The following is a 13,950-nucleotide window of genomic DNA, read 5'->3' on the forward strand; positions in this document are numbered from 1 at the left end:
TTTATTTTTTTATTTTGTGGGGATGTGCATGTCTTTTTCTTAACAGCCTCATGAACCTGCTGTGGGTAGGATAACTTCTGTTAGGAGTAATATTATTAAAAAACAAAGCTACAAGCAGCAGAATGATACATCCCGAAAGAACAGGGGAAATTACATACCAATATCCCAATTCCGGAATTTTACCGGTAGAGCTTACGGCAATGAGCGCAGTAGCACCACCTGGCGGATGCAGGGTTTTGGTGTACTGCATCAATACTATAGAAAAAGCTACCGCCAAAGGAGCAGAAAGCCAGATAATATCCGGAACAAACTGATAGACGGTAACCCCTACCAATGCAGACAGTACATGTCCCCCTACAAGATTTCTGGGTTGTGCCAGCGGGCTCTGTATGGCTCCATAAATCAGAACACTTGAAGCCCCAAAAGAACCGATCAGGAATATATTCTCAGTTTCCGTTAACGAATGAGACTGGATAAATGCAATGATTCCAATTCCGAAAAATGCACCCAAAAATGACCAGAAATGTTCTTTGTAATCAACAAGCGTTTCTTTATAGATTACATACTTGGAAACTCTGAATGTTCTTTTTATAGTCTTCTTCATTTAGTCTTCTTTATTTTTTATAATTTGAATTAAATTTTCTACAAATGGGCGGGTATACGTTCCGTTTTCATCATAATCAGGATCTAAAATAGTAATCTCTATCCCAAAACACAATGGACTTTCAAATAAAGGCTTCAGCATTTCTCTGAGATCATCATAGCTAATTCCGTCTTCCATTCTGCTGTCTACGGCCGGCATTATTTCATCTTTCAGAATATCCACATCAAAATGAATGAAAAAGCCATCCAAATCTTTATCATTCACCATTTTCAGAAAGTCTTCAGCAGTTTTCCTGAAACCATTCTCTCTGAGACGGTAAAGATCATAGTAATGAATATTGGAATTGACGATTTGATTAACATATTCATCATCATCTGTTTCTGCATTTCCGCAGCAGAAAATATTTTCCTCAGATAAATAAGGTTTTAAACCATCAATATTGGTCAGTTTCTCATGTCCGGTTCCGGTAATGATGGCGAGATCCATACCTGCTGCACCTCCGGTTTCTGAAAGTTCAGGAGGGATAAAATCGGTATGGCTGTCAAGATAAAAGAGCCCGAAGTTTCCCAGTTTTTTCAAAGCGACAGCATTTCCAATCAGGATGCTGCAGTCACCGCCCAGGATAATATTGAATGTATTCTCTTCGTAATTCTTAAGAATATAATCAGACTGTTTTTTGGCATATTCAATAATGGGATCTGCATTTCTGACATTTGACTCCTCATCAAAGTCCATGGAATATTCCGGAGCATCAAGCCTGAAAACGTTTTGAGGAGCAATTCTGCTATGAAAATCAAATTTCCTGAGCCAGTCCGGAAGTTTTCGAACCCCGGGTTCTGTCTCATGTTCCTTTTTTGTAAGTCCCAAATTGAGAGGAAACTCAAAAATATTGATATTCCTTTTCATAGATGAATTTTAACAAAGATACGGAAATATCCGTTTGTAAATGGATAGGATTTGAATGAGAAAAAGAAAGTCAGAATAGAATTTTTCTATTCTGACTTCAATATGTTTATTTTATGCTTTCTATTTTTTCAGTCTTTCGATTTCCTCTTTTAGAAGTCCAATATATTCCTGTATTGTTTTAATGATCTCTATGCTTAATTCATTGTTGATATTTGTAACGTTGCTCATGCATTTTTCAATGTTTTTTAAAGAGAGAAAAATATTTTGGGATATAGTTTTCTATCATATATTTTTTTCTTTAAAAGTAATGTTTACTGTCTTTTGCTCATGATAAATACTGCTTTTTACAGAATTCTATTTATTTCATTATCCATTTGCAAACGACTACAAACGGATTTAAATAGTTTATAACCGATTGAGGGTTGATAAGATCGCAATCTTTGCAACAGAGATTTGAGAAAAACAGTGAACGTCTCTTATCTGAATTATTAATCTTTAAAATCTAAAAGTTATGTCACTAAGAAACAAAGTAACATTAATTGGTTACACAGGAAAAGAAGTTGAAATGGTAAACTTCGACAACGGAAATATAAAAGCAAGCGTATCCTTGGCAACAAGTGATCATTATACGAATGCGAAAGGAGAAAAAGTAGAAGAAACGCAATGGCACAATCTTATTGCTTTTGGGAAAACGGCCGAAATTTTTGAAAAATATGTTTCCAAGGGAAAAGAAATTGCCATAGAAGGAAAGCTTACCTACAGATCCTATGATGATAAAGACGGGATGAAGCGTTATGTCACAGAAATTCGTGTAGACGAGATTCTATTATTAGGAGGAAAATAATTCTAAAAACACAAATGATGAAAGTAAAAGTTTTTAAAATAAGACTTCCAGAAGAATTTCTCTATATAGATCAGAAAATGCTGGATGATTTCCTGGAAGCCAATGAGATTATGAAAGTAGAAACAGCTTTTGTAAGTGATGAGCGGTATTGGTCTGTAATATTGTATTTTGAAGATTTAAAACTGACAAAAAATACAGTTAAAGAACCAAAAGCAGTGAAATATTCTGCAGAGAATGATTTCCTGAATACAGATGAAGAAAAGATACTGGATGCACTGAAGCTTTGGCGGTCTGAAAAAGCCCGGGAACAGAATCTTCCCACATATTTCATCGCCAGCAATAAAGAGCTGATATCTGTAGCCAAGTATAAACCTGCCAGGAAAGAAGAATTGCTGGAGATCAAAGGATTTGGAAAGCATAAAATTGAAAATTATGGTGAAGAGATCCTTGAGATTCTTGAAAGCGTCTGATTTTTCAGAATAATTGATAATACAACAGCAAAAAGCTGGGGAAGATTGTTTCTTCAGCTTTTTATGCTGTGTAAAGTCCATGCAATTCCGTACTTTTGCATTTATCAAAATGACATACAAAAAATGAAGCCAAGTTTAGCAAAAGGGACGAGAGATTTTACGGCACAGGAAGTTTCCAGAAGAAAATATATCATCAATATTTTACAGAATAATTTTGAATTATTCGGGTTTCAGCCATTGGAAACTCCAAGTTTTGAAAATCTTTCTACCTTGACAGGGAAATACGGAGAAGAAGGAGACCGTTTGATTTTTAAGATTTTAAATTCAGGAGATTATACTTCTGAAGTGAATCAGGAAGACTGGGATAATAAAAACCATCAGAAACTTATTTCTCAGATTTCAGAAAAAGCTCTTCGTTATGACCTTACTGTACCTTTTGCAAGATTTGTGGCAATGAATCACGGGAAACTGACATTTCCATTCAAACGTTCTCAGATCCAACCGGTTTGGAGAGCTGACAGGCCTCAGAAAGGAAGATACCGTGAGTTTTATCAGTGTGATGCGGATGTGGTAGGAAGTGAAAGCTTATTGCAGGAAGTAGAGCTGGTTCAGCTATATTTAAAATCATTTGCAGACCTGAAAGTTCCTGTTACGATTCATATGAACAACAGAAAGATCCTTTCCGGATTGGCAGAATATGCGGGAATTACTGATAAACTGATTGAATTCACTGTAGCATTAGATAAGCTGGATAAAATTGGTAAAGAAGGCGTTGTAAAAGAATTACTGGAAAGAGAAATTTCTCAGGAATCTATTGACAAGCTGGATTTCCTGTTCAGCCAGTCTGACGATGCGCTGGAAAACCTTCTTCAACTGAAAGAAAAATTTGCAGGAAATGAAATTGGTCTGAAAGGAGTAGAAGAACTTGAATATGTTCTTACACAGTCTCTGAGCCTTGGTGTTGATATGCAAAATCTTGTATTCAATATTACCCTGGCAAGAGGACTGGATTATTATACCGGTGCTATCTTTGAAGTGAAAGCAGATGAGGTTGCTATGGGATCCATCGGTGGTGGAGGTAGATATGATAACCTTACAGAAGTATTTGGAGTTAAAAATATTCCGGGGATAGGAATTTCATTCGGATTAGACAGGATTTATCTGGTAATGGAAGAATTGAACCTTTTCCCTGAAGAAGCATCATCCAAGATCGAATATTTGTTTGCTAATTCTGGAGGAGAAGAAACAATAGAAGCCCTAAAGCTGATTATGCAGCTAAGAGAAAAAGGAATTTCGGCAGAATTATATCCTGAAAATGCAAAAATCAATAAGCAGTTTACTTACGCAGAAAAGAAAGGGATAAAAAATATGGTTTTCCTTGGTGAAGAAGAAATTAAAAATAATACTGTTACTTATAAAGATCTTGAAGCTGGTGAAAAGAAAACCGTTTCTCTTGAAGAGTTCTTAGGATTATAATATTGCAAAAATTGCCCAATAGATTATCATCTGACTTTGGGATATATAAAAAGAAAAAACAGCCACAAAAAAGTTTTGTGGCTGTTTTTTTTGATTGATATTAAGATTTAAATATTTTTGATCTTTAAAATTGACTCAGAATTTGTAATTTGGATCGATGTATATAAACAGAGTGAAAATAATGCTCTGAATTCATTAAAAACTTTTAAACATAAAAACCAGATGAACACTATTTGCGCATTGTGCGGAACACCGCTAACGGCAACAGATATGTCTGTAGGTAAAAATAAACTTGCTGACGGTGGTTATTTGTGTGCCGGATGCTTTACTAAAGCCGTTACTATCAACAGAGACCTTATCCATAATCTTGATCAGTTTTATTTTGCAGAAATTACAGGAATGATTCTGAAAAGTAAAATTGATGCAAACCAAAATACCAGAGACCCTCAATATACAGGGAACAGCCATTACGAATATGATGCACCAACAAGGTTGGATGAAATAAAAGATCAGATTGTTGCTCTCAATGCAAGACTGAGTGTTCTTGCCAATGAAGAAGTGAATGAATTGGCAAATATTCTGGACAGAGATGAAAAATTGCTGGCTATTGCAGAAGGAATTGATCTTCAAAACAACAGGGAGGGAATTATATTTTCAACACAGAAAAGGGTTGCTTTTATTGATAAAAAATTTCTGGGTGGAGTTGTCAAGAATGAATTTCTCCTTCAGGATATTTCTTCCATTGATCATATTGAAAATCTTTTGTATTCAATTCTGAAAATCAATACCTATAGAGGTGATGCACAGTTTAAACTGCACAATAAAAATGATGGAAGGGCATTTTCCAATGTTAAAAACCGAAGTACGAACTATTCTGAAAACGAATTGAGAAGGGATTCAGTTCCACTGCAGGCATTTTCCCAAACAATTCCGGATCTGGTTCAGGAAAATGTTTATTCTACTGATAAAGGAGATTCCGGAGCGATTTTTGAGCAGCTGGAAAAATTGGGTAAACTCAAAGAGATTGGAGTGCTGACAGAGGGTGAATTTGCCGAACAAAAGAAAAAGTTACTTGATAAATTATAAAAAAGAAGAAATGAGTAATAATTGTGCATTGTGTAAAACAGAATTAACCTCTATGGATACGCTTTTGGGAGCTAATAAGCTTTCAGATGGCAACGTTTTATGCAATAAATGTTTGAATGAAACGAGCAATATCAATGAAGAATTGCTGTACAATCTTAATAAATTCAGTATTGATGATATTAATGACATGTTGAAAACAGAGAATAAAGAAACGGTTTTGCCAGTGGCAGCGGTAGTTCAAAATCTCCCTGTGATGGTAGAGCCTGATTCAAGCCAAATTTCAAAAGAAGTTTATAAACGGAGACAACGCAAAATAAAATTTGAACTGGAAAAACTGAACGCCAATCTTTCCATGTTCACCAAAGGAGAGATCAAAGAACTTCCTTATCTGATTTCCGAGGAGGAACAAATAATCGCCATTACAGATGCTCAGTTTGTCAATACATTGGATGCAGGTGTATTGGTGGCAACCCCAAAAAGAATGATTTCTGTATCAAAAGGAATGTTTGGTGCAGCAAAGATTAATGATTACCGTAATGAAACCATAAAGTCCGTAAGCTTTGTAACAGATCCGAGATCTCCGATAATTAAACTGCATTTGGACGAAAGAGTAGTTGAGTTTGAATGTTATATGGATAAAGAAGATGCTGAGACGTTCTATGACACCATAAAAGCCATGTATAATAATCCTAAGGAACAACCTCTGAAACAAATTCATACTGCAGGGAAAAGTGTTTCACAGCCATCAGAAGAAATTTTTAATCAGCTTGAGAAATTAGGGAAACTGAGAGAAAACGGAATCTTAACCGATGCAGAATTTGCAGAGCAAAAAAAGAAGCTGCTGGAGCAATTATAATAAAACTTTTATACGGAATCATGAAGAACAAAGTATCGGCAGAAATCGTAGAAAATTGGCTTAAAGGATGGTGTTTATCAAGAGAAGTCTCTTTTCCTGTTCAGTATAAATCCGGATTCCACGTGATGGTGGGAGATGAAACACAAAAAGAGCGTTTTGTATTTCCTCAACTTAATGATGACTTTTTCCAACTTGCAGATTCAATTGATGAGCCCTGGATTTATCTCAAAGTATCTATTTCTCCTGAAGAATTTATAGGGAAGATTCCTGAAAGATGGAAATTGCAGTCACAAGGATATATGATGACCTGTTCTCACCCGATGAATTTCCCGGAAATCAGTCTTGCAGAAGGGTATTACTTAGAATTTTCTGAGTATAACACAACTTTTGTTGTCAGGATTGTAGCAGAGAATGGGGAACAGGCTTCTATAGGCCGTGTCTCTCTTATCAATGGTGCGGCTGTATATGACAGGATTATTACCGAAAAAAACCATCAAAGAAAAGGGCTTGCTTCTTTTTTATTGAAAGAACTTGAGAAGATCGCTTTATCAAAAGGATTTTCAAATAATCTTTTAGTGGCAACAGAAGAAGGAAAGCTGTTGTACGAAACATTAGGCTGGAAGATGTATTGCTTGCACAGTTCTATTGTGATTCCATCTGAAACATAATATTTTAGCCAAATTAAATTATTCTTTTCCCAAGAAATAGTAATTTAGGCTCATAAACTGTTACTATGAGTGAAAAATCAAGACTTGACGAAATAAGAGAGGAACTTAAAAGGTTGGATATCAGCCCTACCATATTTGCCAGAAAAGAAATTCATGAGCTGCCGGATATTCTTTCAGCTGACGAAAAAATTGTCTATCTCGTTGAAGGCAGAAATAAAATAAACAATCATCATATCATTTTAGTAGCTACAGACAGAAGATTGATCTTTGTCGATAAAGAATTCATGTACGGGTTGAAAGTAGAAGACTTTTCTTACAGCAAAATAAGCTCAATACAATATGAAACAGCATTTTTACTGGCTTCTATAGATATTCAGGTTACGGATGATGTTGTAGAGATTGATGGAGTAGGAAAGTACCATGCTGAACTGTTTTGTGAAAAGGTAAGAGACTTCATGTCCCAGCCTGAAGTATCTGTTCAGAATACACCCGAAACTAGTGTTCTAGACCAACTCGAACAGTTAGGAAGATTAAAAGAAACCGGAGTTTTAAGTGAAGAAGAATTTCTTGAACAAAAGAAAAAACTGATGGAGAAACTATAATCAAGATGTAGAGAAGCTTTAATGAAAAGCAGAACTAACATTATTTTAAACTAACAACAATGGAAAATTACTTAGAAATAAATAAAAAATCATGGAATGCTAAAGTAGAACCGCATCTGAAGTCGGATTTCTACTTTGTAGATGAATTCCTGGATGGAAGAAGTTCTTTGAATTCAATAGAATTGGAGCTTCTTGGAGATATAAAAGGAAAAAGTATTCTGCATTTGCAATGTCATTTCGGACAGGATTCTATTTCACTGTCAAGAATGGGGGCAAAAGTTACCGGGATTGATCTTTCTGATAAAGCTATTGATACGGCCAGAGATCTTGCTCAGAAATGCGGAACGGATACAGAATTTATCTGTTCAGATGTCTATGATCTACCTAATATTCTGGATCAGAAATTTGATATCGTTTATACAAGTTATGGCACAATAGGCTGGCTTCCTGATCTTGAAAAATGGGCCGGAATTATCAACCATTTTCTAAAACCTGGTGGACAGTTTATTATGGCAGAATTTCACCCTGTTGTCTGGATGTTTGATGATGACTTTACAAAAGTGACTTACAACTATTTTAATGAAAAGCCGATCGTAGAAACTTATGAAGGAACTTATGCAGATCAGTCTGCACCCATCGTACAGGAATATGTAATGTGGAATCACTCATTATCAGAAGTTATTGGTAATCTGATTAAAAAAGATTTAAACCTGCATACTTTCCGTGAGTTCGACTGGTCGCCATATCCTTGCTTCAGACATGTAGATGAATTTGAAAAAGGAAAATGGAGAATTCCGCAGTTTGGAAATAAAATACCGCTGGTCTTTGCTTTAACAGCCCAGAAAAAATAAATATTAATTGAAATTTTTCCAAAATAAAAAGTCATCGTAATCAATATTACGATGACTTTTCCTATATATGAATGTTAAAAAAACTGCTTTTATTTAGCTTACAGAATCTTCAGCCTTTGTTTTTACTTCGTCCACTTTATTCTGAACCTGAGAAGCAACATCATTGGCTTTGTTTTTAAGGTCATTTCCCCATTTGTTAAGATTATCTTTTGCTGTATTGATTTTATCTTTTACTGCTTGTTGATCTTCAGGGCTTGAATTCTTATATTTCCAATAAGCTAATGCACCTAAACCTAATAAAGCTAATAAACCTTTTCCTTTGTTTCCCATGATTTCTATTTTTTTATGTATTAATATTAAAATTTGTTGTTATCAATAATGTAAAATACGTGCCAAAAAAATAACCGGACTTATAAAAAAATGTTAAATTTAAGAGAAGACTTCAAAATTTTCACCATCAAAACTGGCGAAAACCATAGTAGGATAGGAATCCTGATGAAAGATATTTCCATCCTTATCAATGGCAATAGCACCTGCAAACCCATCTATGGCTTTAAGCTCATCAAATGTTTTGATAAATGCCTGCTGAAGACTCATTCCATCTGTAACCCTTGTTACAATTTTTGTGGCAGTAGCATTGCTTACAATATCTTCTCCAACACCAGTACAACTTACCGCACAAAAAGCATTGGCATAATTTCCTGCCACTGTGGCAGAATCTGAAATCCTTCCCGGAATCTCAAAACCTTTTCCGCCTGTAGATGTAGCAACAGCCAGCTTTCCGTCTTGATCAATCGCTACACAGCCTACCGTTCCTTTACCTCCATTGGCCAATTTGGCTTCATACTCACTTCTTCTCTGAGGAATCTCTGTAGAAAAATTCTCAAAACCATGTTCCGTAGCATAGATTTTCGCACCGTGACCTCCCAAAACCCGGTCATCTTCTCCAATAAGATCTTTGGCCACAAAAACAGGATTCTTCACATCCTGGATATTGATGACTCCGCTTAGCTTTTGAGTTTCTCCATTCATAATAGCAGCACTCATACGGATAACACCATCGCTCTGGATCTGAGAACCGATTCCTGCATTGTACAGTGGATCGTCTTCCAATAATGATACAGCATAAGCAGCAGTATCAAAAGCCGAATGGGTCTTAAGATAATCAAATGCTTTTTGGGCAATCTCTTTTAAAGAATCCTGTTTTGCAGTTTTTACTTCATGGCTTTGGTCGCTTTCTGAGAAAAAACCTCCGTGGATAATGAGCTTCATAAATAAAGTTTAGTTTTTTTTATTGTTAATTTCTTTAGATACCATCAGCAGGTATTGAAGTTCTTTTAAAATGAACCCTCAATTCTTGACAAAGTTTTGAAATGTTTTCTACATTATGTTTTTCTACAATGATAAGTTGTAATTCATCAGAATAGCTGTCTGCAAGCTCAATAACTTCCAGTGGCGGATCTTCCTGATTAAGAATCGGCTGCAGCCATTTAAAATAATCACCTGCATATCGTATTCCTATGGGGAAATCTCCAATTAGGTTATTGAGACTTTCATCAATAAGTTCATGAATTTCATCTATTTTATCACCCCGGATTAGAAAATCAAAAAGTTCATTGGTCACCGAAAATTCAAATGCACCGTCTTCATTGCTTTCAATAACCCATTCTGCATCATTATCTTTTATATATTGGGCCGGGTTTACATAGCATAAAGAACAGTTTGAAATCATTTCTTCTTTATTTTCCACATCATAGCCTTCCAGAAGAAGGGTAATCAATTGTTCAATTTTTTCTTCCCTCATTTAGTTTTATTTTCAACTAAATTAAGAATTACTTTTGAGTTATTTATCCTGCGGTATCGGATTAAACTGAGAATTCTCAATAGTTAATTTCTTCGTGGTAAGATCATAGTGATCATTCATAGACATAACATGTACCGTTAAATTATCAATAGAAATAGGCTCACCAAGATTGATATTCGTAAGATTGGTATCTTTAATAAATCTTCCGTCTACCAGAATTACAAGACCTGAACCTACAGCTGTCATCACATCATTATGGATGAAAAGCCCTGTATCTTCTCCAAGTCCTATTCCCAGTGTTCTCGGATTGTTGACTACGGCCTGGAAAAGACGACCGATTCTGCCACGCTGTACAAAGTGTGTATCAATAATAACATTATCAATCAAACCTAATCCCTGGGTGGTTTTGATTTCTCCTTTTAAAAGTGCTTCAGAACTGCTTCCCTGGTAGATCATATTCTCGGATGCCGCTGCAGCTCCCGCAGAAGTTCCGGAATAGATGAAATCCTGTTCCTGATATTTTAATAGAATTGTATCATGAAATCTTGTTCCTCCAAGAATAGAAGTCAGTCTCAACTGATCTCCTCCGGTAAACATCATGACATCAGCAGCATTGGCTCTTGCTACCATCGCATCAGAGTTGGCTTCTTCACGGTTGTGAATATCCAGAACATTTACATTTTTAGCACCCAGAAATTCAAATGCCTTTTTGTATTCAGAACCTACGATCTGAGGTATTTGAGAGGCGGTTGTTACAATTTCAATAACAGAATCTTCCTTGAGTTTTGATTCGTTGATGATCTTCCTTAAGATCCCACGTTCAAAAAAATTAAGATTCTTTTCGATATTCTGATCATAATCGGTTTCTGCAAAACTTCCTTTGTTTACAGCTCCTCCGATAACTATTAATTTTCCAACAGGCTTCGTCATGGGTACAAAATTAAAAAATAATTAACATTCTTTGGCGAAATTCGTGCCATCTTTAATTGATTTTTAATGTTTTAAGAATGTTAATTGAAATTAATTGTTTTTTAACAAATCTTTAAATTTGCTATGGTTTTGTTTTGGGTTTTACATTATCTTTGGCTATGAAAGGAGTTATTGTTAACTGTTAAAATGCCAATAGACTATGAAAATCGAAAAGATTCAGGCACTACGCGGTCCAAACATCTGGAGCATCAGAAGAAAGAAGCTGATACAGATGAGGTTAGACTTAGAAGAAATGGAGAATTATCCTACCAATAAAATCGAAGGATTCAGGGAAAGGATTGAAAAATTAATGCCCTCATTGATTACCCATCGATGCTCGGAAGGAGTGGAAGGTGGTTTTTTTCATAGAGTGGAAACAGGAACCTGGATGGGGCATGTTATAGAGCATATTGCTTTGGAAATACAGACCCTGGCAGGAATGGATGTGGGGTTTGGAAGAACCCGGGAAACAAAAACTCCTGGAGTGTATAATGTAGTTTTCAATTATATTGAAGAAAATGCGGGAATCTACGCTGCTGAAGAAGCTATGAAGATTGCAGAAGCCCTGATAGAAGGGAAGGATTATGATCTAAATGCCTGTATTCATAAATTAAAAGAAATCCGAGAACGTGTCCGTCTTGGGCCTTCTACAGGAAGTATTGTAGAAGAAGCTGCTTCCAGAAGAATTCCCTGGATAAGATTGGGAACAAATTCTCTGGTACAATTGGGGTATGGCGTGAATCAGCAAAGATTTCAGGCTACCATTACCGGAAAAACAAGTTCCATTGCCGTTGATATTGCATGTAATAAAGAATTAACCAAAAGAATGCTTCATGACGCTGCTATTCCGGTGCCGATTGGTGATTTGGTTGTAGACGAAGAAGGATTAAATGCTGTGATCAGAAAAATTGGTTATCCGATTGTTTTAAAACCTTTGGATGGAAATCATGGAAAAGGTTCTTCCATTAATGTCAACGAATGGGAATCTGCTAAAATAGGCCTGGAACATGCCCAAAAATATTCCAGAAAAGTAATTGTTGAAAAATATATCACAGGTTACGATTTTCGTATACTGGTGATTAATAATAAGATGGTGGCGGCAGCACGAAGAGTTCCTGCTCATGTTGTAGGAGACGGTGAACTGAATCTTCAGCAGCTTATTGAAAAAGAAAACAAAGACCCAAGAAGAGGTTATGGTCATGAAAATGTCCTTACTGAGATTGAAGTAGATAAAGATACACTGGAACTTCTTGAAAAGCTTCAATATACGCTGGAAACCATTCCTCAAAGGGGAGAAGTGGTCTATCTGAAATCAACGGCGAATCTTTCAACCGGAGGAACATCCATTGATGTAACAGATATGGTGCATCCGGAAAATATCACAATGGCGGAAAGAATTTCCAAAATTATCGGATTGGATGTATGCGGTATTGATGTGATGGCGGAGAATTTAACTCAGCCTTTAAAAGAAAGTGGCGGAGCTATTATTGAAGTCAATGCAGCTCCTGGGTTCAGAATGCACCTGGCTCCAAGTGAAGGACTGCCAAGAAATGTTGCCGCACCGGTGGTAGATATGCTTTATCCGCAAGGGAAACCTTTTACCATTCCAATTATTGCCGTGACAGGAACTAACGGGAAAACAACAACTACAAGACTTATTTCACATATTGTAAAAAGCAATGGATACAGAGTAGGATTCACAACGTCGGACGGAATTTACATTCAAAATACGATGTTGTCAAAAGGAGATACAACAGGTCCGCTTTCTGCAGAATTTATCTTGAAAGACCCAACCGTAGAATTTGCAGTACTGGAAACTGCCAGAGGAGGAATTTTACGTTCCGGACTTGGCTTTTCACAATGTGATATCGGGGTTCTTACCAATATTGAGGAAGATCATCTGGGAATGAATGATGTTCACAGCTTAAGAGATCTTACCAAAGTAAAACGTGTCGTAATGGACAGTGTTAAGAAGAGTGGCTGGAGTGTACTGAATGCCGATAACATATATTCTATGAAGATCGTGAATGACCTTGATTCTAATGTGGCAATCTTCAGTATGGATGAAAATAACCCTCATATTGTAAAATTTGCGAAAGAAGGAAAGATCACCTGCGTGTATGAAGAAGGATTCGTCACTATTAAAAAAGGAGACTGGAAGATCAGAATAGGAAAAGCAAAAGATTTCCCGATTACGATGGAAGGAAAAGCCCGATTTATGATTGAAAACGTATTGGCGGCTAGTTTGGCAAGTTATCTTTATGGGTTTGGAATTGAAGATATCTCTAATTCTTTGAGAACCTTTATTCCAAGTGCTCAGCTTACGCCGGGAAGATTGAATGTCTTTAAATTTAAAAACTTTAAAGTACTGATCGATTTTGCTCATAATCCTTCAGGATACGAAGCCATTGAAGATTATCTTAAAAATGTAGAGTCTACAAAGAAAATTGGAATTATATCCGGTGTTGGAGACAGAAGAGATAACGATATCAGAGAATGCGGAAAGATTGCGGGAAGAATGTTTGATTATATTATCATCCGGAATGAAAAACATCTTCGAGGAAGAACGGAAGATGAAATTAACGGGTTGATTATTGATGGTATTAATGCTGCAGGCAGAGATGTCAGCTATGAGATTATCCCTAAAGAAATCGAAGCATTAAAACATGCTATGGGAATGGCTGAAGAAGGAACGTTTATCACAGCTTTAAGTGATGTTATTTCCAATGCTATTGATCTGGTACAGGAATATCAGGCCAAAGAGTTACTGGAAGACAATAAGAATATTTAGTATTAAAAAAATAAAACCTCCGA

15 protein-coding genes are annotated in these 13,950 nt (G+C 36.1%); 9 read left to right on the top strand and 6 right to left on the bottom strand.

Annotated features, from left to right (window positions below; all coding sequences use genetic code 11):
- Window position 1 precedes the first annotated feature (1 nt).
- Both ACTJIP_RS11605 and ACTJIP_RS11610 read right to left on the bottom strand, forming a co-directional pair.
- Window positions 2-604, bottom strand: a complete 603-nt coding sequence (locus ACTJIP_RS11605; RefSeq protein ID WP_047385329.1) for an HPP family protein — start codon at window positions 602-604, stop codon at window positions 2-4.
- Window positions 605-1,510 carry an arginase family protein gene (locus ACTJIP_RS11610; RefSeq protein WP_440704600.1) on the bottom strand — a complete coding sequence of 302 codons (906 nt, stop codon included), beginning with the start codon at window positions 1,508-1,510 and terminating at the stop codon, window positions 605-607.
- Window positions 1,511-2,021: 511 nt separating this feature from the next.
- Here ACTJIP_RS11610 and ACTJIP_RS11615 point away from each other — a divergent pair.
- The 8 genes from ACTJIP_RS11615 (at window position 2,022) to ACTJIP_RS11650 (ending at window position 8,363) form a co-directional block, all read left to right on the top strand.
- Window positions 2,022-2,354 carry a single-stranded DNA-binding protein gene (locus ACTJIP_RS11615; RefSeq protein ID WP_077416859.1) on the top strand — a complete coding sequence of 111 codons (333 nt, stop codon included), beginning with the start codon at window positions 2,022-2,024 and terminating at the stop codon, window positions 2,352-2,354.
- Between the two features lie 14 nt (window positions 2,355-2,368).
- Window positions 2,369-2,824: an HRDC domain-containing protein gene (locus tag ACTJIP_RS11620; RefSeq protein ID WP_228408807.1), complete on the top strand. Its 456-nt coding sequence runs from the start codon at window positions 2,369-2,371 to the stop codon at window positions 2,822-2,824.
- Window positions 2,825-2,947: 123 nt separating this feature from the next.
- Complete coding sequence (hisS, locus tag ACTJIP_RS11625; RefSeq protein ID WP_077416863.1) at window positions 2,948-4,300, top strand: histidine--tRNA ligase; 1,353 nt, start codon at window positions 2,948-2,950, stop codon at window positions 4,298-4,300.
- A 222-nt stretch (window positions 4,301-4,522) separates the two neighbouring features.
- Window positions 4,523-5,386, top strand: a complete 864-nt coding sequence (locus ACTJIP_RS11630; RefSeq protein ID WP_139348530.1) for a PH domain-containing protein — start codon at window positions 4,523-4,525, stop codon at window positions 5,384-5,386.
- A 10-nt stretch (window positions 5,387-5,396) separates the two neighbouring features.
- Entirely contained in the window at window positions 5,397-6,242 is an 846-nt protein-coding gene (locus ACTJIP_RS11635; protein ID WP_440704601.1) for a PH domain-containing protein, read from the top strand.
- Between the two features lie 20 nt (window positions 6,243-6,262).
- Entirely contained in the window at window positions 6,263-6,910 is a 648-nt protein-coding gene (locus ACTJIP_RS11640) for a GNAT family N-acetyltransferase (protein ID WP_428168861.1), read from the top strand.
- A 65-nt stretch (window positions 6,911-6,975) separates the two neighbouring features.
- A complete protein-coding gene (locus ACTJIP_RS11645) occupies window positions 6,976-7,512 on the top strand; it encodes a PH domain-containing protein (protein WP_440704602.1) in 537 nt (178 codons plus the stop codon).
- 59 nt (window positions 7,513-7,571) lie between these two features.
- The gene (locus ACTJIP_RS11650; protein WP_440704603.1) at window positions 7,572-8,363 is read left to right on the top strand and encodes a class I SAM-dependent methyltransferase; all 792 of its coding nucleotides are present in this window, start codon (window positions 7,572-7,574) and stop codon (window positions 8,361-8,363) included.
- Window positions 8,364-8,456: 93 nt separating this feature from the next.
- Here ACTJIP_RS11650 and ACTJIP_RS11655 read toward each other — a convergent pair whose 3' ends face one another.
- The 4 genes from ACTJIP_RS11655 to ACTJIP_RS11670 form a co-directional block, all read right to left on the bottom strand.
- Window positions 8,457-8,693, bottom strand: a complete 237-nt coding sequence (locus ACTJIP_RS11655; protein ID WP_047385320.1) for a YtxH domain-containing protein — start codon at window positions 8,691-8,693, stop codon at window positions 8,457-8,459.
- Between the two features lie 99 nt (window positions 8,694-8,792).
- The gene (locus ACTJIP_RS11660) at window positions 8,793-9,635 is read right to left on the bottom strand and encodes an isoaspartyl peptidase/L-asparaginase (RefSeq protein ID WP_077416875.1); all 843 of its coding nucleotides are present in this window, start codon (window positions 9,633-9,635) and stop codon (window positions 8,793-8,795) included.
- A gap of 34 nt (window positions 9,636-9,669) precedes the next feature.
- The gene (locus tag ACTJIP_RS11665) at window positions 9,670-10,167 is read right to left on the bottom strand and encodes a hypothetical protein (RefSeq protein ID WP_428168504.1); all 498 of its coding nucleotides are present in this window, start codon (window positions 10,165-10,167) and stop codon (window positions 9,670-9,672) included.
- Window positions 10,168-10,206: 39 nt separating this feature from the next.
- Window positions 10,207-11,097, bottom strand: coding sequence for a cyanophycinase (locus ACTJIP_RS11670; RefSeq protein WP_077416879.1), 891 nt, complete (start codon window positions 11,095-11,097; stop codon window positions 10,207-10,209).
- A gap of 199 nt (window positions 11,098-11,296) precedes the next feature.
- Here ACTJIP_RS11670 and cphA point away from each other — a divergent pair, with 199 nt between their 5' ends.
- Window positions 11,297-13,927: a cyanophycin synthetase gene (gene cphA / locus ACTJIP_RS11675; protein ID WP_077416881.1), complete on the top strand. Its 2,631-nt coding sequence runs from the start codon at window positions 11,297-11,299 to the stop codon at window positions 13,925-13,927.
- Window positions 13,928-13,950 lie beyond the last annotated feature (23 nt).

Source organism: Chryseobacterium sp. 22543, assembly GCF_052044565.1.
GTDB lineage: Bacteria > Bacteroidota > Bacteroidia > Flavobacteriales > Weeksellaceae > Chryseobacterium.

Bases quoted from the DNA above. Each gene is read 5' to 3' on its own strand.
- ACTJIP_RS11605 (WP_047385329.1), bottom strand. From the start codon at position 604: ATGAAGAAGACTATAAAAAGAACATTCAGAGTTTCCAAGTATGTAATC.
- ACTJIP_RS11610 (WP_440704600.1), bottom strand. From the start codon at position 1,510: ATGAAAAGGAATATCAATATTTTTGAGTTTCCTCTCAATTTGGGACTT.
- ACTJIP_RS11615 (WP_077416859.1), top strand. From the start codon at position 2,022: ATGTCACTAAGAAACAAAGTAACATTAATTGGTTACACAGGAAAAGAA.
- ACTJIP_RS11620 (WP_228408807.1), top strand. From the start codon at position 2,369: ATGATGAAAGTAAAAGTTTTTAAAATAAGACTTCCAGAAGAATTTCTC.
- hisS (WP_077416863.1), top strand. From the start codon at position 2,948: ATGAAGCCAAGTTTAGCAAAAGGGACGAGAGATTTTACGGCACAGGAA.
- ACTJIP_RS11630 (WP_139348530.1), top strand. From the start codon at position 4,523: ATGAACACTATTTGCGCATTGTGCGGAACACCGCTAACGGCAACAGAT.
- ACTJIP_RS11635 (WP_440704601.1), top strand. From the start codon at position 5,397: ATGAGTAATAATTGTGCATTGTGTAAAACAGAATTAACCTCTATGGAT.
- ACTJIP_RS11640 (WP_428168861.1), top strand. From the start codon at position 6,263: ATGAAGAACAAAGTATCGGCAGAAATCGTAGAAAATTGGCTTAAAGGA.
- ACTJIP_RS11645 (WP_440704602.1), top strand. From the start codon at position 6,976: ATGAGTGAAAAATCAAGACTTGACGAAATAAGAGAGGAACTTAAAAGG.
- ACTJIP_RS11650 (WP_440704603.1), top strand. From the start codon at position 7,572: ATGGAAAATTACTTAGAAATAAATAAAAAATCATGGAATGCTAAAGTA.
- ACTJIP_RS11655 (WP_047385320.1), bottom strand. From the start codon at position 8,693: ATGGGAAACAAAGGAAAAGGTTTATTAGCTTTATTAGGTTTAGGTGCA.
- ACTJIP_RS11660 (WP_077416875.1), bottom strand. From the start codon at position 9,635: ATGAAGCTCATTATCCACGGAGGTTTTTTCTCAGAAAGCGACCAAAGC.
- ACTJIP_RS11665 (WP_428168504.1), bottom strand. From the start codon at position 10,167: ATGAGGGAAGAAAAAATTGAACAATTGATTACCCTTCTTCTGGAAGGC.
- ACTJIP_RS11670 (WP_077416879.1), bottom strand. From the start codon at position 11,097: ATGACGAAGCCTGTTGGAAAATTAATAGTTATCGGAGGAGCTGTAAAC.
- cphA (WP_077416881.1), top strand. From the start codon at position 11,297: ATGAAAATCGAAAAGATTCAGGCACTACGCGGTCCAAACATCTGGAGC.